General features: G+C 38.1%; 16 protein-coding genes, 1 pseudogene and 1 riboswitch. Of the genes and pseudogenes, 10 read left to right on the top strand and 7 right to left on the bottom strand.

What is annotated here, in order from left to right:
* Positions 1-32 precede the first annotated feature (32 nt).
* Together CKJ95_RS15795 and CKJ95_RS15790 are read right to left on the bottom strand one after the other, a co-directional pair.
* Positions 33-758 (bottom strand): CAP domain-containing protein, encoded by a 726-nt coding sequence (locus CKJ95_RS15795; protein ID WP_099354413.1) that lies wholly within the window; start codon positions 756-758, stop codon positions 33-35.
* 379 nt (positions 759-1,137) lie between these two features.
* The gene (locus CKJ95_RS15790) at positions 1,138-1,911 is read right to left on the bottom strand and encodes an SGNH/GDSL hydrolase family protein (protein WP_099354412.1); all 774 of its coding nucleotides are present in this window, start codon (positions 1,909-1,911) and stop codon (positions 1,138-1,140) included.
* A 216-nt stretch (positions 1,912-2,127) separates the two neighbouring features.
* Between CKJ95_RS15790 and CKJ95_RS23865 the strand changes: the two are divergent.
* Positions 2,128-2,319, top strand: a pseudogene (locus CKJ95_RS23865) (branched-chain amino acid transporter permease); the annotation flags it as partial.
* A gap of 97 nt (positions 2,320-2,416) precedes the next feature.
* Here CKJ95_RS23865 and CKJ95_RS15785 read toward each other — a convergent pair.
* The 3 genes from CKJ95_RS15785 to CKJ95_RS15775 all read right to left on the bottom strand — a co-directional run bounded on the left by CKJ95_RS15785 (position 2,417) and on the right by CKJ95_RS15775 (position 5,555).
* Positions 2,417-2,851, bottom strand: a complete 435-nt coding sequence (locus tag CKJ95_RS15785) for a CBS domain-containing protein (RefSeq protein ID WP_099354411.1) — start codon at positions 2,849-2,851, stop codon at positions 2,417-2,419.
* A 104-nt stretch (positions 2,852-2,955) separates the two neighbouring features.
* Positions 2,956-3,501, bottom strand: coding sequence for a LysM peptidoglycan-binding domain-containing protein (locus CKJ95_RS15780; RefSeq protein WP_099354410.1), 546 nt, complete (start codon positions 3,499-3,501; stop codon positions 2,956-2,958).
* A 113-nt stretch (positions 3,502-3,614) separates the two neighbouring features.
* Positions 3,615-5,555 (bottom strand): endonuclease MutS2, encoded by a 1,941-nt coding sequence (locus tag CKJ95_RS15775; RefSeq protein WP_099354409.1) that lies wholly within the window; start codon positions 5,553-5,555, stop codon positions 3,615-3,617.
* A gap of 610 nt (positions 5,556-6,165) precedes the next feature.
* On the opposite strand from CKJ95_RS15775, the gene CKJ95_RS15770 reads away from it, so the two are divergent.
* From CKJ95_RS15770 to CKJ95_RS15730, 9 genes are all read left to right on the top strand, one after another.
* Positions 6,166-6,735 (top strand): hypothetical protein, encoded by a 570-nt coding sequence (locus CKJ95_RS15770; protein WP_099354408.1) that lies wholly within the window; start codon positions 6,166-6,168, stop codon positions 6,733-6,735.
* Between the two features lie 367 nt (positions 6,736-7,102).
* Positions 7,103-8,344 carry an MFS transporter gene (locus CKJ95_RS15765; protein ID WP_099354407.1) on the top strand — a complete coding sequence of 414 codons (1,242 nt, stop codon included), beginning with the start codon at positions 7,103-7,105 and terminating at the stop codon, positions 8,342-8,344.
* A gap of 110 nt (positions 8,345-8,454) precedes the next feature.
* On the top strand, positions 8,455-8,877 hold the full coding sequence (locus CKJ95_RS15760) for a VOC family protein (RefSeq protein ID WP_099354406.1): 423 nt from the start codon (positions 8,455-8,457) through the stop codon (positions 8,875-8,877).
* A gap of 193 nt (positions 8,878-9,070) precedes the next feature.
* Positions 9,071-10,498, top strand: coding sequence for an alanine/glycine:cation symporter family protein (locus CKJ95_RS15755; RefSeq protein WP_099354405.1), 1,428 nt, complete (start codon positions 9,071-9,073; stop codon positions 10,496-10,498).
* Between the two features lie 197 nt (positions 10,499-10,695).
* A complete protein-coding gene (nhaC, locus tag CKJ95_RS15750; RefSeq protein ID WP_099354404.1) occupies positions 10,696-12,117 on the top strand; it encodes a Na+/H+ antiporter NhaC in 1,422 nt (473 codons plus the stop codon).
* Positions 12,117-12,983 (top strand): MBL fold metallo-hydrolase, encoded by an 867-nt coding sequence (locus CKJ95_RS15745; RefSeq protein ID WP_099354403.1) that lies wholly within the window; start codon positions 12,117-12,119, stop codon positions 12,981-12,983. The genes nhaC and CKJ95_RS15745 overlap by 1 nt, the downstream gene beginning before the upstream one ends.
* Before the next feature lie 142 nt (positions 12,984-13,125).
* Positions 13,126-14,358: a poly-beta-1,6-N-acetyl-D-glucosamine synthase gene (pgaC, locus tag CKJ95_RS15740; protein ID WP_099354402.1), complete on the top strand. Its 1,233-nt coding sequence runs from the start codon at positions 13,126-13,128 to the stop codon at positions 14,356-14,358.
* Positions 14,322-14,768: a poly-beta-1,6-N-acetyl-D-glucosamine biosynthesis protein PgaD gene (locus tag CKJ95_RS15735; RefSeq protein WP_099354401.1), complete on the top strand. Its 447-nt coding sequence runs from the start codon at positions 14,322-14,324 to the stop codon at positions 14,766-14,768. The genes pgaC and CKJ95_RS15735 overlap by 37 nt, the downstream gene beginning before the upstream one ends.
* A gap of 4 nt (positions 14,769-14,772) precedes the next feature.
* Positions 14,773-15,621: a polysaccharide deacetylase family protein gene (locus CKJ95_RS15730; protein WP_099354400.1), complete on the top strand. Its 849-nt coding sequence runs from the start codon at positions 14,773-14,775 to the stop codon at positions 15,619-15,621.
* 91 nt (positions 15,622-15,712) lie between these two features.
* Here CKJ95_RS15730 and CKJ95_RS15725 read toward each other — a convergent pair whose 3' ends face one another.
* Both CKJ95_RS15725 and CKJ95_RS15720 read right to left on the bottom strand, forming a co-directional pair.
* Positions 15,713-17,161 (bottom strand): SLC13 family permease, encoded by a 1,449-nt coding sequence (locus tag CKJ95_RS15725; protein WP_099354399.1) that lies wholly within the window; start codon positions 17,159-17,161, stop codon positions 15,713-15,715.
* A 1-nt stretch (position 17,162) separates the two neighbouring features.
* Positions 17,163-18,344 carry a glycerate kinase family protein gene (locus CKJ95_RS15720; protein WP_099354398.1) on the bottom strand — a complete coding sequence of 394 codons (1,182 nt, stop codon included), beginning with the start codon at positions 18,342-18,344 and terminating at the stop codon, positions 17,163-17,165.
* Positions 18,345-19,141: 797 nt separating this feature from the next.
* Positions 19,142-19,241: riboswitch (SAM riboswitch) on the top strand.
* Positions 19,242-19,293: the final 52 nt, after the last annotated feature.

Genomic DNA, 19,293 nt, shown 5'->3' with positions numbered 1-19,293 from the left:
TAAGGAAGAAAAGCATAACTTGCTAAATAAATTTATTTTCCAATAAACATTTGTGTCCAATAATTGCCTTCTACATGGCCTACTCCAATATGAGTGAAGTTTGAGCTTAAGATATTCTTACGGTGGCCTTCACTGTTCATCCATGCATTTACAACTTCTTGTGGTGAACGTTGACCCATTGCAATATTTTCACCAGCTGCACGATATTGAACACCGAATTGCTTCATCATATCAAATGGTGATCCGTAAGTTGGACTTGTATGTGAAAAGTAACCTTTATTCTTCATATCTGATGATTTGACTCTCGCAACTTCGCTTAATTTTAAATCAATTTTTAGTGGCTGTAAGCCATATTTTGCACGTTCATTATTTGTTAGAGTTACAACTTCTTGCTCAAACTGACTTAATGAATAAGTAGCTTGGTTCTCAGTTTCTTTTGGCTGTTCTGATGGTTGCTGTTGTACAGGTTGTTGAACGACAGGTTCTTCCTGAACTGGCTCTTCAGCTTTTGGTTGAGTTGGCTCCTCAGCTGGTTGTGTAGGTGCCTCCACTTTAGGTTGAGTTTGAGAGTACCCAGAATAGTATTTTTTAAGTAAGTTTTGAATAAGGTCATTCCAATTAGTAGAGTTGTTAACAGATACAACATAACGACCTTCATATACATTTTTTGAATCACTTACTTGCTCCGCGGAACTAGCTAATGGCCCAGTAACTAATAGTGCACCAGCCACTAATAACGAAAATACAGTTTTCTTCATATTCAGTCCTCCTCTTGTTTGTATCCAAGATACATCACAATCATAGCATGTGAATTTTGTAATATTTGAGGAAGACTTTTCCCTCAATCGATAACATAAAACTTTTCTACTATATTAACCCCAATCAATCATTGAAAATTAATAGATTTGACTAATTGAATTTCGTATCTATTATTTGCATACTTTGGTAATAGAGGTAGAAAATACTAGAATAGGACTATTGACAGGAATGAAAAAAGCCACGTTTTATGACGTAAATTACTATTAAATAACAAATGTAACGGAACATAGGATTATGCGTCGCCCCAGGTGGGACACGGGGACAGGTCCCGCGTCCCACCACATTCTGGAAATTGGGTCAAGGGACCTCCCGCAATCCCTAAAATAGTTCAGACATTATTTTTTCTGCGATTAGCTTATATTGCTCGGCTTTAAAGTGAATTCCGTCTTTAAGATTATTTTTAATCGGAATTTCAGAACCATTAATATAATGAATATTTTCTTCTTCTGCTAAGGATCTTATTGCATTTGTATAGTGTACTTGATTTATATTTGCATTATTTTTTTTACTAGTAAATGTAGTTGGTGAGATGATAACCACTTCGATTCCTTTTTCTTGAAGCTTTCGTAGTAAAAGTTGATTATTTTCTTTATATTGTTCAACAGGGACAGGGAGAGAATGAGGACTGTATTTTAAATGACCTCTTGCATCATTTATCCCAAACATCAAAATGACTAGGTCGGGATGATAGCTAAGTACTTCCTTTTCAATATTTTCAAGTGCCTGAATAGATGTCCATCCGGGATGACCTCTATTAATAACTTTTATATGACGATAGCCAAACTTTTTCCTGAGATCATTTTCTAGGATCTTTGGATAAGGGTTCTTTACTTGGGTTACTCTTCCGGTATCAGAATCTCGTTCGTATCCCCATGTAATTGAATCACCATACGCAACAATAGTCACAGGTTGACTATTGTTAAGCTTTTGAATTACTGAAGAATCGTGGACTGATGTAAATTCTTGAATCGTTGCTTTACTTTCCTGAGGTAAAATGAAGGTTTCAATTGTCCCGTTAACCCCAACGAACAACAACACACAAACCACTATATAAATAAAATACGAAAGTTGTATACTGGGGCGATTCTTCATATCATTCTCCTTCTCTGAGGGACACGGGGACAGGTCCCGCGTCCCACCATTTTTTTTACAAAAGGGGCAGTGATAATCTTCTTTCTTGGACGGGGAACCTGTCACTCTGTCCCAGGATATATTAATGTAAAAAGTAATCTATATAGGCTAGTATTATTATTTTAACAAACACAATACAGTGCTACAAAAAGATAATTGTAATCCATACAATTCTTTTTACCATTGTCGGTTATCAGTCTTATGGTCATTTACTGTTTTAAAGATGTTTCGATCTTAACAGGAACTCATGGTATGCCAGAATTCATTTGAGTTGCTGTAGTTGCCATGCTTCATTTTTGGAAGGGGAATATGTTCCTTTCAATTGCGGGCGGAACAATCGTAAACATGGTTTTGGTTCAAATCATATTTAAGGGACGCGAGGTATCGCGTCCCATTAATTTTGTTACATATTCATTTCTGGGACAAGGGTCACTCTGTCCCAAACCAGCCCCTTGTCCCAAACCCATTATTGTTGAGGTGCGGAGGGGGTTGAGATGTTTTGTAATGCTTGTTCGGCCTCGTTTGCGTATTGATTTTGTACGGCTAAATCGCCTAAGGCAACCATTCCTGTTACTTGCCCATTTTCAACGACTGGTAAGCGGCGAATTTGTTGCTGAGCCATTAAATTTGCTGCCTCATGTACATCCATGTCCGGGGTACCTTGAACAATTTTCTGAGCAGTCATAACTTGAGAAACGGGTGTTTGTGCACTTTCACCTTGTGCAGTCGTACGCAGGGTAATATCACGGTCAGTAACAATTCCGACCATTTGTCCGTTGTTGTTTACTACTGGAACAGAACCGATATTGTGTTGGCTCATTAAAGCAGCAGCTTCTTGGACTGATTGTGTTTCGTTAATTGTAACAACATTTGATGTCATGATTTCTCTTAATTGTGCCATATCAATTACCTCCAAATAATTTTTTCCCTTTACTAGGTTGGGAATTATTTGTTGTATTTATTGGTGGAATGTTTTCCCTGTGAGCTTTTACCTTATTTTAAAGGTTAAAAAGACGCCGGAATATTAATGATCTGCCCAGCAAGAATTTGGTTAGGATTTGTAATTTGAGGGTTTACTTGTAAAAGGTTATCCACAGATACTCCAAACCAAATAGCTATTCCAAATAAGGAACTCCCAGGACGTACAATGTATTGGACAATCTCGGGACGTTCGTTACATTCAAATCCTAACGATACCCAAGTCTCCTCATCTACAATCCCTGTTATTTCAAGTTCCTTTGTATTCTGTTGCCAGGTTAAAAGTGCTCTCTGTGTCAATGGTCCATAAATGCCGTCAATTGCTCCGTTGTAAAGACCTTGATCTCTTAAGAGAATTTGTATTCTACTTACAGCTGGTCCGCGATCGCCTTGTCGTAAAATAGGGCAGAGCATGTAGGAATGACCTGTTGGAGGTAAATTAATAATCTGACCAGTGTAAATGAAATTTGGATTCGTAATTTGGGGATTGTACATGAGCAGTAAAGCTATTGACGTTTTAAATCTTTGGGTTATCTGATAAAGAGTATCTCCAGGTTGAACAATATAAATCATCGATTTAGCTCCTGTCGTTTTTAAACATAATATATGTTCAATGAAAAGTTTGTGAAACCTAGTAGATAGAAAAAACGTTAACCCAAGTATGGTCAACGTTTTTTAGTTCATGATTACTCATCTTCCTCTAACCATTGGTCTTCTACGAATTTGCGGTTCATGTCTTTTTTTATTTTTCGATATTCTTTACTTTTGAAGATGATGTCAAAATCGTAATCAGAAGGGTAGAGCTCTGCTGCCGCAATCTTTAACTCCATTCTCTTATAATTAACAGTTCGTTTTTCCCCTTTAATTTGCACAATATAATCTCCACGGTCATTTGGTCCTTTGTACACTATGCCGGTTTCTCCTGTTGCAACAAGAAGGACGTTATCACCTTGATTGTAGACCGTGACCTTAGGTGCAAGTTGCTCTTGTTTTCTTTTTTCAACGTTGCTTCGAGCATACTTATTTACAATGATTTGCTTTTGATAGGCGGGTGATTGCAATGTTTCGTGTGCAATGTTTTGATGATAATCTTTATCCTGTTGATACGCTTTCTTATGTGCTCGTTCAATAAGTGTTGGGTGCATCCCAAGTTTAGCAGCTATATCAAACGCTTGGCTTTGCCCACTCTTTCCAAGCAAAAGTCTGTACGTTGGTTGCAGTGTTTGGATATCGAACTCCATGGAACCATTTAAAAATCCTTCCGTTTCATCAGCAAATCTCTTCATTTCACTATAATGGGTAGTCGCAAATAATGTAGCCCCTTTTTCAAATAGTTGCTCTAAAATAACGATGGCGAGGGCCATTCCCTCTCTTGGGTCGGTGCCGGAACCAAGTTCATCAATTAATACAAGTGACGAATCATTGGTGGTTTTTAAAATTTCAATAATGTTAACCATTCGGGAGCTAAACGTACTTAAGTTTTGCTCAATGCTTTGGCCATCTCCAATATCGACAAAGATATGTTGGAAGATAGCAATTTCACTCCCTTTTTTGGCAGGAATAGGGAGGCCAGATTGAGCCATCAATGTGAGGAGTCCAACTGTTTTTAAAGTAACCGTTTTTCCTCCAGTATTTGGGCCAGTAATGACAAGAGCTCGTTCTTGTTCTCCGATTGGAACTGTGAGTGGAATGGCATTATGTCCAAGCATCGGATGACGTGCCTCTTTTAGATGAATCCTGAACTTTTCATTCATTGTTGGAATGTTTGCTTGAATCTTTTGACTGTACTTAGCTTTGGCGAAAAGAACATCATAATGATGCATGGTCTCTACGGCAACCTGTATGGTCTGTTCATATGAGAGAAACAACTGAGTGAGTTCATATAAAATGCGCTCTACCTCAGTTTCTTCTGCAATTTTAATGAGCTCAATATCTTCCTGAAGCGTGCTTAATTCAACAGGTTCGATAAAGAGGGTAGAGCCCGAAGCTGACGTATCTAATACGGCTCCTTGAATTTTCTTCCTAAATTCCTTTTTTACCGCTAGAACATAACGACCTGATCGTTCTGCAACATTCGTTTCCTGCAAATAAGGAGAAATTCTTCCACTTTTCACTAATGACTGTGCTTTTTCTTTTAATTTTTCCTGCTGAGTGCTGAGATGTCTTCGCAAGTAGTTAAGGTCACTTGATGCATAATCATCTACTTGGCCATTGCGCAAACAGCGGCTAATTTCACCTTCTAGTTCTGATACATCTCCAATGGATGCAGCGTACATGCTTACCATTGGACCGGCATATTCCTTATCTTTCATAAATTGCTTTAACTTTTGACAGTGGTCTAGGAATGAGACAATCCGAGTGAATTGATCTACTTTTATAGCGATTCCTTTTTTTCCTTGCTCAATATAATGCTCGATTTGGTCCAAAGAGTGTATCGGAACACTCCCACTGATTGCAAGGATATTCATCGCTTCTGAAATCTCATGTAAAGAATGCTCGATTTTCTTTTTATTTTGTGTAGGTCTTAAAGAGAGCAGTGTTTCCTTCCCCCGGTTTGTTCTTGCGAATTGTGCGATCTCATTCAAAATTTGATAATAACCTAATGCTTCCATTGTTTGACTATTCAATGGTAAATCCTCCTTTTTATAAAAAACATAGTTCGTGAGGAATTGTTCACGGGCTATATCAAAAAAGCCGTCATGAACAAATCGCTCATGACGGCTGAAGATAGACCTGGGCATAGTATAGTCATTGGTGTTTTTTAGACACAAAAAAACCATGACAAACATGCCATAGCAAGATCCATTTTTCATAGCTATGATGCGTGTTCTTAACTTTCCAAAAGAAGCCATAGTGAAATAAACATAGCCTTGCTACGTTTTTTTTGCTTCTTCCAGCTATCCAATTATGGATTAGTTAAGAACCACCGATAACATAAACTCATACCCCTTTAATTTAAGGCATTTTTTTACTTACACTTCCTTTATAACCTATGCTCGTATGCGAAGTCAAGTGTCTGGGACAGAGGGACAGGTCCCGCGTCCCACCATTTTTTACAAAAAATAAGACTGAGGACTTAGTAGATAATTAGGCTCTAGCAGGTTAAATGTATCCACATCATTTTATATGATGGAAGAAATTAAGAATTTCTTAAGAAAACGATTAAGCTCTTCTTAAGATTTGTATGTATATTGGAATTAATAAGGTAGCTTTTGATAAATAAAGGGGAGAATCATTTTGAGAGATAAGAAGGTATATATTCTTTTAACAGATACGGGGACAGTATTTACAAGATTGATAAAACTATATACGAAAAAGCCATATAATCATGCTTCGATTTCCTTCGATGCTGAATTGTCTGAGGTATATAGTTTTGGTAGAAAGACTGCTAGAAATCCATTTATTGGAGGATTTGTAAAAGAGGATATGAAAAAAGGACTATTTAATAGAGCTGATTGTGTTATCTATACTTTTACAGTCACAGAGGTTGAAATCCAAAAGATGCGACGATATATTAGCGAAATTGAAGCACAAAAGGAGTCTTATCGCTATAACTTTTTGGGGTTATTTGGAGTTGTGTTCAATAGACCACTGAACAGAAAGAAGGCTTTTTTCTGTTCTCAGTTTGTAGCATCTGTACTAAATGAATGTACCAGCATTGATTTTGGAAAACCAGCTTCACTTATTGAACCAAATGATTTAAAGAGTATATCGTCACTTCAATTGAAATATGAGGGGAAGCTAGCTCATTATCCTACTAAAAATATAGTGAAAAAATCAGTTTCTTTTCGTATTATCCCAGTTTAAGTGAGATATTCTTGTCTTTCGACTTGACATCCCCCAAAAAGTAATTGTATTTAAAATGGGATTTTGTTATGATGATATCGATTATAAAGAAATGGAGGTTTTCCTTGTGACAGCATCAATCAGATTACGTTTCCCACTTTTCACTCGTTAATTTAATACGTTTGAAGCTCTGCCTACGTTCAGAGCAACGGGATTGGTCTGTCATTTTTTAAGAAAACCTATATTTTACGGTTATCTAAAAGAGGGGGCGAGGATTCCCTCTTTTTTTGTTGTCTAAAAAAGGATCTTTGACATAAGTGACACGAAGTATGTGAATGTAGGTGAAGCGTGCATTAAATAAATCTGAATAGAAAAGAGTTGTTAGTAAATGGATACAATAGAAAATAATCGTAAGGAGAATTGGTTTAAGAATATTATTCTCTTTTTAAGTAGCCAGACGATCTCCCTCTTTGGATCGTCTCTGGTTCAATACGCCATTATGTGGCATATAACGTTAACGACGGAATCCGGTTTGATGATGACGTTATATATCATATGCGGTTTTATCCCAGCCTTTATTTTGTCCCCAGTGGCAGGGGTTTGGGCGGATCGATATAACCGCAAAATGTTAATCATTTTAGCTGATGGACTTATTGCCACTGCAACTTTAATCCTTGCAATTCTCTTTTTTATGGGATTCGATGCAATTTGGCTGTTATTTGTGATGGCCGCAGTCCGTGCCTTTGGAACCGGAATTCAAATGCCTGCAGTCGGGGCTATTTTACCGCAAATTGTTCCTAAGGATAAATTGACAAAGGTGAACGGGGTTAATGGAAGTATTCAGGCTATTATCATGTTTGTATCTCCAATGGTAAGTGCGGCACTATTAGGTTTTGCGACTATTGAAACGATCTTCTTCATTGATGTCATAACGGCTGCAATTGCTATTATCACGCTGCTTGCTTTAAAAATTTCTGTACACGAGAAGGCAGCAGAAAAACAAACAACGAGCTACTTTAGTGATTTTAAACAAGGGTTACAATATGTAAATAACCATAAGTTTCTGAAGAGCTTTTTCCTTTTCTTTGCAGTGTTCTTTGTGTTAATGGCACCGGCAGCCTTTTTGACACCACTACAGGTCACGCGCAGTTTTGGAGATGACGTTTGGCGTTTATCAGCAATCGAAATCGCCTTCTCCATCGGCATGATGGTCGGGGGAGGAATAATCGCTTCCTGGGGAGGTTTCGAAAACAAAATTAAAACATTGGGATTTGCTAGTGTAATCATGGGTGTTTGTACATTTGCACTTGGTATTGTTCCTAACTTTTGGGTGTATTTTGCCTTCATGGCTTTATTCGGCGTCGCCATGCCGATTTTTAATACGCCCGCAACCGTTTTGTTGCAGGAGAAAGTAGAAGAGGATTATTTAGGAAGAGTGTTCGGTGTGATGGGGATGATTTCAACCTCAATGATGCCACTAGGAATGCTTATATTTGGCCCAATTGCAGATTTCATTAAAATAGAATGGCTCCTTCTAGGAACTGGAATATTCATTATCATACTAGCCATTTTCATGAGCAGAAACAAAGTATTAATTGAAGCAGGAAAACCTACAATCGCACAATCATAGGGACAAGGGGACAGGTCCCGCGTCCCACCATTTTTTGACAAATAGGATAGTGGAGACTGTGATGACATACCTGTCGCTCTTCTTGTCCTAAAAGGAGGCATCATTCAATTATGAAAGCCAGAGTCAACGTAATTACGTTAGGTGTAAATGATTTGGAGAAAGCATTAGAATTTTATCGTGATGGATTAGGATTCCCAACAGAGGGTATTGTGGGCGAGGAATTTGAGCATGGAGCAGTTGCTTTTTTTGACTTACAATCGAGTTTGAAACTTGCAATATGGAAACGGGAGGATATTGCTTATGAGGCAAAGGTTCCAAAGACTCCAGCAAGTCCTACTGAATTTACAATAGGTCACAATGTAAACAGTAAAGAAGAAGTGGATAAGGTATTGGAGCAGGCCAAAAATGCAGGTGCAACAATAACAGATCCAGCTCATGATACCTTTTGGGGTGGATATTCCGGTCACTTCCAGGATCCGGATGGCCATTTATGGGAAGTAGTCTGGAACCCAGCTTGGGAGATTGAGGACTAGGTTATTGTTACTAAAATTGAATATTCTACAAGGTTTTGAAGAGGCTGTATGTTTATATTAAGCATACAGCCTTTTTGCATTCTTCAATAATGTTTGAGGATGAAAAATTGTGGGACGATGAACCTGTCCCTCTGTCCCAAAAAATGTATAAGGAATCTGGGGATAAGCAATTTTAACTGTAGGAGGGGAATCTATGGAATGGTTTGGTAGTACATTAGGTGATATCAATACATTTTTATATTCGTATTTATTAATTATATTGTTGGTTGGAGTGGGTCTTTTTTTTACGCTTAAAACAGGTTTTATTCAATTCCGATTAATTTCAGATATGTTTAAAGTGATTACGGAAAAAACTCCAAGAGATGAATCAGGGAAAAAAGGGATCTCTTCTTTTCAGGCTTTTACAATCTCTGCTGCTTCTCGGATTGGGACAGGGAATATTGCTGGAGTTGCAACGGCAATAGCCCTTGGGGGACCTGGTGCTATTTTTTGGATGTGGATGATTGCGCTAATTGGTGGTGCAACTTCACTAGTTGAAAGTACACTTGCACAAGTATATAAAATCAAGGATCACGATACTGGGTTGTATCGTGGTGGTCCCGCCTATTATATAGAAAAAGGCCTAAATAAAAGGTGGATGGGGATTATTTTTGCCGTAGTTATTACATTTACATATGGTTTTGTGTTTAATGCGGTACAAGCCAATACGATAACCATTGCGTTTGAAGAAAGCTTCGGCACTAATCGGGTTGTCGTTGGAATAATAATTGCGGTTATAACAGGTATTATCGTCTTTGGTGGCTTAAAGCGTATTGTAAGTGTCACTCAAATTATTGTTCCGGTTATGGCAGTTCTGTATATCATCATCGCACTCCTTGTTGTCATCATAAATATTACAGAGCTCCCCAATGTGTTGATGTTGATCATTAAATCTGCCTTTGGATTGGAAGAAGCCTTTGCTGGGTTGCTAGGGGCAGCAATCATGAACGGGATAAAACGTGGGTTATTCTCAAATGAAGCGGGAATGGGATCTGCCCCGAATGCAGCGGCAACTGCATCTGTTACTCACCCAGTTAAACAAGGTTTAATTCAAACACTAGGGGTTTTTATTGATACATTATTAGTTTGTACGGCAACAGCTGCTATCGTATTACTAAGTGATGCGTATCTTCAATCCGACGCTGCTTCTGTTAACTTAACTCAAGTTTCTTTAGCCGAGAATTTAGGCGATTGGGCAGGGATATTTTTAGCTATAGCTGTATTTCTGTTTGCGTTCAGCTCGATTATCGGCAATTACTACTATGGCGAGACAAATATAGAATTTATTAATGAATCAAAAATTGGTTTAAGTGTATTCCGTATTTTTGTTGTAGTTTTTGTGCTATTTGGTTCAATTGCAAAAGTACAAATCGTCTGGGATTTAGCAGATCTCTTTATGGCCATCATGGCCATCATTAACTTACTTGCAATTCTGCTGCTTTGGAAAGTAGTAAGGCAAGTTATTCATGATTATGTTGTCCAACGAAAACAAGGTAAGGACCCAGTATTCTACAAGAAAAACATATCAAATCTGGGTGATGTTGAATGTTGGGCAGAAGAAGAAAAAAGCCGTTTGCATTAATAAAAAAAACGAATTCTGTAAATGGAATTCGTTTTTTTGTGCATCCAAGATAAGGACATTGACTAATTAAATAAAATAAATTATGATTATCGCAGTAAAAAGCTTAAAAGCATAAAAGCTTTAAAGTGCTAAAGCGACATTAATCTTCTAAACTATTAAAGTGCTATGTTAATTTTTATGGACTGGTGGGGGAAACGGTGAAAACAAATCTTACAATTTGGAAAGCAATCATTCCATTATTAGGTTTAATCATTGCTGCAGCTTGCTCTATTTTTATCTGGAATGCAGGAATGAATTTTCCATTAATGATAGGGGTGATTTTGGCATCCATCGTTGCAATTAGCTGCGGATGGAGTTGGAATGACGTTCAACAAATGTTGGTAAATGGAGTAACAAGAGCTTTACCGGCCGTGTTTATATTAATGGTGATTGGGACGATTATTGGGTCTTGGATTGCGAGTGGTGTTATTCCAACAATGATATATTATGGTGTTTCGATTTTAGATCCGTCCTGGTTTGTTCCGTTCGTTGCGCTAATAACAGGTATTGTTTCGATTACTCTAGGAACATCCTTTACTTCGATCGCAACTGTAGGACTAGCTTTCATGGCGATTGGAGAAGGATTGGGATTCTCATCGGCACTCGTTGCAGGGGCTGTCCTTTCAGGTGCCTATTTAGGGGATAAACTTTCACCTTTATCAGATACGACCAATATTGCTGCAGCTCTAGTAGATACGGATTTATTTAGTCATATTAAACATATGCTTTGGGATACGATTCCTGCATTTGTAGTATCCCTTCTGTTATTTTGGGTGTTTGGCAGTTTTGAGATTGCTAATAACACAAGTATTGGTAATGGGACGATTGAAGCCATCATGTCTGGCTTAGACGAAGCGTTCGTCATTCACCCATTGTTATTATTGCTACCGATATTAACGATATTTTTAATGCTAAAGCGTACTCCTGCATTACCAGCATTAATGGGTGTCGGCTTGTTAGGGGCAGTTATAGCTGTTGTAGTGCAAGGAATCTCGGTAAGTTCAATTGTTCAATTTATGACAAGTGGATTTAAGATTGAAACGGGAATAGGTGAAATTGATTCACTGTTAAATCGAGGTGGACTTGCTTCGATGCTTGGAACCGTTGGAATGCTTATGATTGCTACCGCTCTTGGTGGTATTCTAGAAGAAACGGGAACATTTGAAATGCTAACAGGTAAAATGATGAAAAAGGTAAAAACGACTGGAGCACTCATTGGTTCAACTCTTTTATCAACCTTTGTTGTAGCATTATCAAGTGGGGCTCAGTTTTTGGCAATCATCTTACCAGCAAGAACATTCGTTCAAAAGTATAAAGATATGAATATTGATACGAAAAACCTCTCTAGAACAGTCGAGTCAATGGGGACTGTAGGAATTAACCTCATCCCATGGAGTGTTCCAGCCGTGTTTGCAACGAGCATTTTAGGTGTCAGTGCATGGGAGTTTATCCCGTATGCTTTCTTTATCTACCTTGTTCCATTAGTAAATCTGTTGTTTGGTTTCACTGGATGGACGATTGCTAAAAAGGATTACAGCCAAGAAAAAGAACTGGCACAAGTAGAAAGGGAAGTTGTATAGTGAGTGAAGTTATTTTAAGTGTGGTTGGAACTGCGCAAGACGGTGGTTTACCACAAGCGAATTGTTTTTGTGAAAATTGTAAAAGGGCAATGGAGGATTCAAAGTATAAAAGAAATGCTGCATCATTAGCGATCATTTTACCAGAAGAGAATAAATGGCATTTAATTGAGGCTACTCCTGATTTGCGGGAACAAATGGCGCGATTACAAATGAGATATGGATTGGAATCGAAATTGATGAGCAGTATTTTTCTAACGCATGCTCACATAGGCCATTATCCAGGTTTGATGTTTTTAGGGAAAGAAGCGATTAATTCCCGACAATTACCCGTAATGGCAGGGACAAAAATGAAAAGGTTACTGGAAAAAGATGCTCCTTGGAGCCAGCTAACGGCGCTTGAGAACATTGTTGTTCAAGAAATGAAGGATAGACAACCTGTGAATGTTTCTTCAGAAGTAACAGTGACTCCGGTAACCGTTCCGCATCGTAATGAGTTTTCTGAGACGTTTGCTTTTTGGATCAAAGGACCGAATAAAAAGGTTTTATTTATTCCGGATATTGATCGATGGGAAGAATGGGATATTGATATTCGAGAGGCAGTGAAAGAGGCGGACATATGTTTTCTTGATGGCACATTTCATTCCCCACAGGATTTAGCGAATATCGGGCGTGATTATCGACAGGTTCCCCATCCTCTAATGACAGAGACAATGGAGTTGCTTCAGGATTTAGTAGGAGAAACGGAAATTTATTTTACACATCTTAACCATTCAAATCCAGTATTGCACAGTGACGGAGCATTAAGGAAAGAAATAGAAGCAAAAGGCTTCTATATTGCAGATGAAGAGATGGAATTTAGAATATGAATTTGTGGGACGCGGTTATCGCCTCCCACTTTTTTATTTGGAGGATAAAAACCTGGGACAGTTGACCTTCCCATTATAAATCTATACGGAATTACATAGACTACTGTTACTTATGTTTATTTTACGAAACAGGGTTGATGATATGGAGAGTTTGGTAGCGTATCTTTCACAATTTATTTTTTGGTACCCTTTGGTAATGTCTTTATTTTGGATAGCGGGTGCGAGCCTCTTTTTTAGGTACAGAGAAAGAAGGAATAAGGTCGATTTTGACGAGGTTGAATGGCCCTTTGTTAGTATTTTAATCCCGTGTTATAACGAAGAGGATACGATTGAGGAAACAGTTAAACATATTGTAAAAGTGAATTATCCGCATAAAGAAATCATTGTTGTGAATGATGGCAGTACTGATCGTACAGCTGAAATTCTTCATACATTAGCCCCTCAATATCAAGAACTTCGAGTCATTGATTGTAAGGAAAATAGGGGGAAAGCCAATGCCTTACATATTGCCTTACATGCTTCTAAAGCAGAATATTTAATTTGTATTGATTCAGATGCCATTTTGGACCCTGATGCTCCTTATTATTTGATTCACCAATTTTTTAATCGTGGTGAGAGATTAGGTGCAGTAACCGGTAACCCAAGGATACGCAATCGTGATACATTACTGAGCCGCCTGCAAATTGTGGAATATGCGTCGATTATAGGTGCGATAAAAAGAACCCAGCGTACATTGGGTAAAATTATGACAGTGTCAGGAGTGGTAGTAGCTTTTCGAAAAAAAGCTCTAGTAAACGTTGGCCTTTGGGACCGCGATATGATTACCGAAGATATTTCAGTATCTTGGAAGCTTCAGGAGAAGTTTTGGGATATCCGATACGAACCACGCGCTCTGTGCTGGATGCTTGTACCTGAAACGATTAAAGGGATATGGAAACAGCGAATTCGATGGGCACAAGGTGGACAAGAAGTAATTCTAAGACATTGGAGAATATTGCTGAACTGGAAGCACCGAAGAATTTGGCCCATTTATATCGAGCAATGGGTAAGCCTAGTATGGTCGTACTCTTGGATTTTTGTGACACTTTATTATTTCATTACCGCAACTAGTATCCAAGAGCTATTTATTTGGATTACCTTTTCTTCATTTTCGCTGATCTTCTTAAGCTTAATTCAATTGTGGATTTCAATTAAAGTGGATTCTCCATATGACCAAATTTTGAAGTACTATCTGTGGGCAGCATGGTATCCGGTCATTTATTGGGTACTAAATGCAGTTATTGTGGTGTTTGCGTTCCCGAAAGCAATTAAGTCACGAATCAAAGGTGGTTATGCGACATGGACAAGCCCAGACAGAGGAAACAGAGTGAATTAATTATCAGAACAAAACGCAATTGGGTTCACGAAGTGATTATAGGTTTTTTCTCACTTCTAATATGGATATTTTGCATATTTGTCATCTTCTTTTTTATCAGCGCACTTTTTAACAATAATAATGAATATTTAAATGTTGTGAAGATGTTATTTAAAACAACAAATATTGAAATAAGAGAATTTCTCTATACAGTATTTGCTATTTTTATCGCATGTTACTTAGGATTATGGTTTTGGAAGTACTACAACACAAAAAGGTTTAGTCATTTGGTAAGAAGAAAGTATCCGCAACCAACGACTGAAGAAGAGGTTTTAGCACTTGGCTTAATTAGTAAAGAAGACTATGATTCCTTGCAAAATGCAAAGGACATTACATTGAAGAAAAATCCAATCCGGGATCTTATTAGGTGATGAAATGAGTAAGAACCTATTTATTATAATTGTTTTTCTCGCTCTCACTGGAGGAATCGTTTATTTTATTTATACAAAAGAATTTTACGAACCTGCAATGACGTTTCCAGAGGAACTCGACAAGGATGGTTGCTTAGGGTTGACGTATCATCGTGTTCGCAATGAGAGCTTATTTTATAGAGTTTTTGGCTTAGTCACCCAGTCTGAGGAATTAACGAAATACAGTGTCTACACCAAGCAGTTTGAAAATCAAATGAAACAATTAAAAGAACATGGAGCAACCTTTGTTACTCTGGATGAACTAAGGGAGGTAAAGAAAACAAGAACTTTTCCTGAAAAATGTATCTGGATTTCTTTCGATGATATTGACGTATCTGTTTATGAGAATGCCTTTCCTATTTTAAAGGAAAATAAAATTCCATTTACTTTATTTATCATTGCTGGCCAAGTTGGAAAGGATTACTCCAATTTGGAGATGGCATCATGGGAGCAACTCCAAATCATGATAAATAGTGGGCTGGCAACAATTGGCTCCCACACTTATGACATGCATTATTTTTCAGGGGATATCCCAGTGTTTTTCCTTGAAGGCCATTATCAAGATTTTCAAAAAGACCTCAAACTTAGTAAAAACACACTTGAAGAACAATTGAATGTGGAGGTAAAAGATTTTGCCTATCCATTTGGAAATGCGAGAGCAGATCTTGTGGATGCTATCAAACAATCAGGTTACGAGACAGCATCAATTCTTGCTCCTCGCTCAATCACTTCCGAAAATGACAACTACTGGATGAACCGTATTCTCGTCAATCAACCCGTATTCGACGAAATCGTCCAACAATGGATCAATTAGTGGGTCACAGGGACAGGTCCCGCGTCCCACCATTTTTTTACAAACAGGCTCTCTTCGAATTTTAAAAAAGGACATTAAAATTCTGTACGAACTATAATTGTAGTCCCGTCCATTGCCAGTAGGTGAAGTAGAATATCATCATGACGAGGATGTAGACTGGCATTAATATTGCACTGATTTTTAATAGGTTCCTTGCGTCATACGAATTTCCTTCTTCTTCATAAAAGAGAAGCAACGCTTTTGAGCTGACGGGAAATGTGACACAGTAATTAATCCCTATTAAACTTAAAAACACAACCGTCGAAGGGTTAACTCCGATTGTTTCACTAAATAACAATAAGCCCGGAATAAACACGATGGCACGTGTGGTATGTGAAGTAATATATAAATGACTTGTAACTGTTACGGCTAAAATGACCAAAACAATTAACCACTCCGGAGCTACTGTAAACAAATGCAGAAAGCTCAGCATTTCTTTTTCCAGCCATTTTACGACACCTGTTTCAACCAACATTTTTCCTAGGGCAGCAGCTGCTGCAACAAATAAAATCAAATTCCACGAAACTGACTTCATTCCTTGTTTCCAGTTAATGATTCCATAATTGGGCGTCATCACTAAGATGGCACCTACCATCGTAATAAACGCAATATCATAGCCATGTAAACTTTCTGTCATCCAACCAATTATTAAGACAATCATCAAGATCAAGGTCTTTTTTTCCGTTCTATTCATCTGTTTTTTCAATATAGATGGTTCAATCGATTGAGTGTTCTTCAACACTCTTAATTCATCCCTAGGCCATAGGAGCAATTTCACAGTAAAAAACGAAAGGATTGTCATTACCAAAGCAAAAGGAAGCCCCCATATGAACCATTGGATAAAAGAAATGGATTGATGTACGGTAGTTTCAAGTAAACCAATTCCGATTAAATGAGATCCAGCTCCTATAATGGTGGCGGACGTGCTCATTAAGATAATGATGGGTGCTAACAAAGCCAACACACTTTGTTCTTTTTTCGTATATTCGTGATTTAGTTGATTTATAATTGGCATAGATAATGCTGCCCGACCGGAAGTAGACGGTATGAAAAATGCGGATGCGAATAAAATGGAACTCACCCCAGCAAGCACTTTTCCTTTATCCTTCGATTTATTCAGCAGCATCAGGGTGACTCGATCTGCTAAGCCAGATTCTTTGACTGCTTCTCCAATAATAAAAGAGCCAATCATCAACCATACGACTTTCTCTGATAGTGATTCGTATAACAAACTCGGTTCTCCGGCATTCAAGATAATGGTAAAAACAATCAGTGATATGGCAACAAATCCAGCTGGGATTTTTGTTGTAACCCATAATGTCATAGCAGATAAAAAGGCAAATAAAGCAATCTTTGAGCGATAATCCAATCCATCGATAAAAGCAATACCTGCCAGGAAGAGAACATGTAAAACAACGAGAACAAGCGGCTTTGAAACGGAGTGGACGCCAGATTTTAATGGCTGACGCTTTTCAATTTGTTTCTCCAATCCCGTAATCATATTAAATAGACACTTTCCTTAACAGGTTTTTGTTTGCCATTCCCCAACCAATTGCAATTTTTCGCAATGCGGACTCCGTGCTTTCCTCTATCCATTTTGGTGCTTTTTTCATGGCCAGCTCCAAGGAAACAGGCCTTTTAATAATACTGCTATAGGCGTCTATACCTGCTTCATAGTTAAGCTTCGCCCCTTTTCCGATTGTTCCAGTAATAGCAATTACAGGAATATCGTTCTTTTTCGCGATCCGAGCTACTTCCGCTGGAATTTTTCCATGAGGAGTTTGAAAATCTAAACTTCCCTCAGCGGTAAAAACGATATCTGCGGTTGAAATTTCTTTCTCAATATTAATGAAATCCATAATGATATCAAATCGAGGATGTAAAGTTGCGTTTGTAAATGCGAGTAATCCTGCACCTAAACCTCCGGATGCACCGCTACCTGGTAGTGAGCGAACATTCAATCCAGTTGTCTCTTGAATGACAGCAGCATAATTTTCTAGCGCTGATGATAAGACCTCAACCTGTTCTGAGGTTGCACCTTTTTGAGGACCAAATACTCGTGCCACTCCTTTTTCTCCACATAATACGTTCTTCCAGTTGCAAGCTACATCGATAGAGACGTTCTTTAATCGTCTATCTATATTTGTCGTTCTGAGTGAACTCACTTTCAGTAAATCCTCGCCACCCTTAATTTGGACGAGTTGTTGCTCCTTATTAAAAAACTGAACCCCTAACGCCTGGGCCATCCCTGCACCGCCATCTGAAGTACCTGAATCTCCACAGCCAATCAAGATATGGTCGACACCGAAATCAAGAGCGGCCATTATTAATTCTCCAACTCCATAGGTTGTGGTTCGTAACGGGTTTCGTTGATTACGGGGCACAAGCTTCAACCCAGCTACGGCAGCCATTTCAATTACAGCGATCCGTCTGCCATTCTCTACATAAAAGCCAAAATAACTGCTGACTTTCTTCCCGACTGGTCCAGTTACCTTTTTATAAATTAAATCGCCACCTTTAATGCTAATAATGGTCTTTACAAATCCTTCTCCGCCATCAACCATCGGGATTACTACAGGTTCAATAGACGTATCAAAACGCCTCACACCTCGTTCCATTGCCAAAGCAACTTCCTCTGCATCTAAACATTCCTTAAAGCCCGAAGGCACAATAACAATTTTCATCTCAAAATCCTCCTATAAAACGTTAATACCTAGTAATCTACAGTACAAAAATTAAAAAAGAATGAGAGAATTATGAGAAATCATTGAGGGACACAAATTCCGCGCTCCAGTAGGGACACAAGGACAGGTCCCGCGTCCCACCATTTATTTACAAAAAGGTCGTCAATAATGATAGAAAAACTGGGACAGTGAACCTCTGTCCCATATTGAGATATGTGTCCTGAATACTTTAAACTTTGTCCGATTCGTAGAGACTGAAAGAATATTGTCCACTGAAGAAAAAGATGAGCTCGCACGATTGCTTCGAGATTTATAAAATAGCATAAACGGAGGCCACGACTTATAAAATGATTCGTGGTCTTTTTTTGGGGTTTTCACCAATTTTATCACGTAGGTTTTTCCTGTGATTTCCAAAAGTAACGCTATAAGCAGCGTTTATGCTATGAGTTTTTCCAGTTTCACCCAAAGGCCATAAGAAAAAGAGCGTTTATGCTATGGGTTTTTCCAAAAAAATCCATTAGTAATACTATAAGCAGCATTTATACTATGGGTAATACCAGTTTTATCCAACTGTCATATCAAAAAGGGCTATTAAGACTCGACTTTTTCCAAGTATATACAAAAGTCCTAGCATAAAGATTATTTTGAAGGTATGTTAACCACCAAATCATTAAAGTCACTATAACCACTATGACGAAATGACTAAAATTTCTAGCTTTTAAAAATTTTCGCGGAAATCGATTGACAGAAACAAAAATTCCGTGTAATTTATATATCAACAACTAAATTACAATTTTTTCTTATCCAGAGAGGTGGAGGGACTGGCCCATCGAAGCCTCGGCAACAGACAATTGTACTGTGCCAATTCCAGCAAGCGTAAAGCTTGAAAGATAGGAAGAGTGTATGAAACTATTCACGTATGCCCTCTTCTTAATTAGAAGAGGGTTTT

It is taken from the genome of Fredinandcohnia onubensis (assembly GCF_002734285.1).
Classification (GTDB): domain Bacteria; phylum Bacillota; class Bacilli; order Bacillales; family Bacillaceae_L; genus Ferdinandcohnia; species Ferdinandcohnia onubensis_A.
The sequence above is the reverse complement of the archived record's forward strand: the minus strand, read 5'-3'. Positions and strand labels throughout refer to the sequence as shown.

Excerpts from the sequence above, each read along its gene's own strand:
- CKJ95_RS15795 (WP_099354413.1), bottom strand. The coding sequence starts at position 758 with ATGAAGAAAACTGTATTTTCGTTATTAGTGGCTGGTGCACTATTAGTT.
- CKJ95_RS15790 (WP_099354412.1), bottom strand. The coding sequence starts at position 1,911 with ATGAAGAATCGCCCCAGTATACAACTTTCGTATTTTATTTATATAGTG.
- CKJ95_RS15785 (WP_099354411.1), bottom strand. The coding sequence starts at position 2,851 with ATGGCACAATTAAGAGAAATCATGACATCAAATGTTGTTACAATTAAC.
- CKJ95_RS15780 (WP_099354410.1), bottom strand. The coding sequence starts at position 3,501 with ATGATTTATATTGTTCAACCTGGAGATACTCTTTATCAGATAACCCAA.
- CKJ95_RS15765 (WP_099354407.1), top strand. The coding sequence starts at position 7,103 with ATGGATACAATAGAAAATAATCGTAAGGAGAATTGGTTTAAGAATATT.
- CKJ95_RS15760 (WP_099354406.1), top strand. The coding sequence starts at position 8,455 with ATGAAAGCCAGAGTCAACGTAATTACGTTAGGTGTAAATGATTTGGAG.
- CKJ95_RS15755 (WP_099354405.1), top strand. The coding sequence starts at position 9,071 with ATGGAATGGTTTGGTAGTACATTAGGTGATATCAATACATTTTTATAT.
- pgaC (WP_099354402.1), top strand. The coding sequence starts at position 13,126 with ATGGAGAGTTTGGTAGCGTATCTTTCACAATTTATTTTTTGGTACCCT.
- CKJ95_RS15735 (WP_099354401.1), top strand. The coding sequence starts at position 14,322 with ATGGACAAGCCCAGACAGAGGAAACAGAGTGAATTAATTATCAGAACA.
- CKJ95_RS15730 (WP_099354400.1), top strand. The coding sequence starts at position 14,773 with ATGAGTAAGAACCTATTTATTATAATTGTTTTTCTCGCTCTCACTGGA.
- CKJ95_RS15725 (WP_099354399.1), bottom strand. The coding sequence starts at position 17,161 with ATGATTACGGGATTGGAGAAACAAATTGAAAAGCGTCAGCCATTAAAA.
- CKJ95_RS15720 (WP_099354398.1), bottom strand. The coding sequence starts at position 18,344 with ATGAAAATTGTTATTGTGCCTTCGGGCTTTAAGGAATGTTTAGATGCA.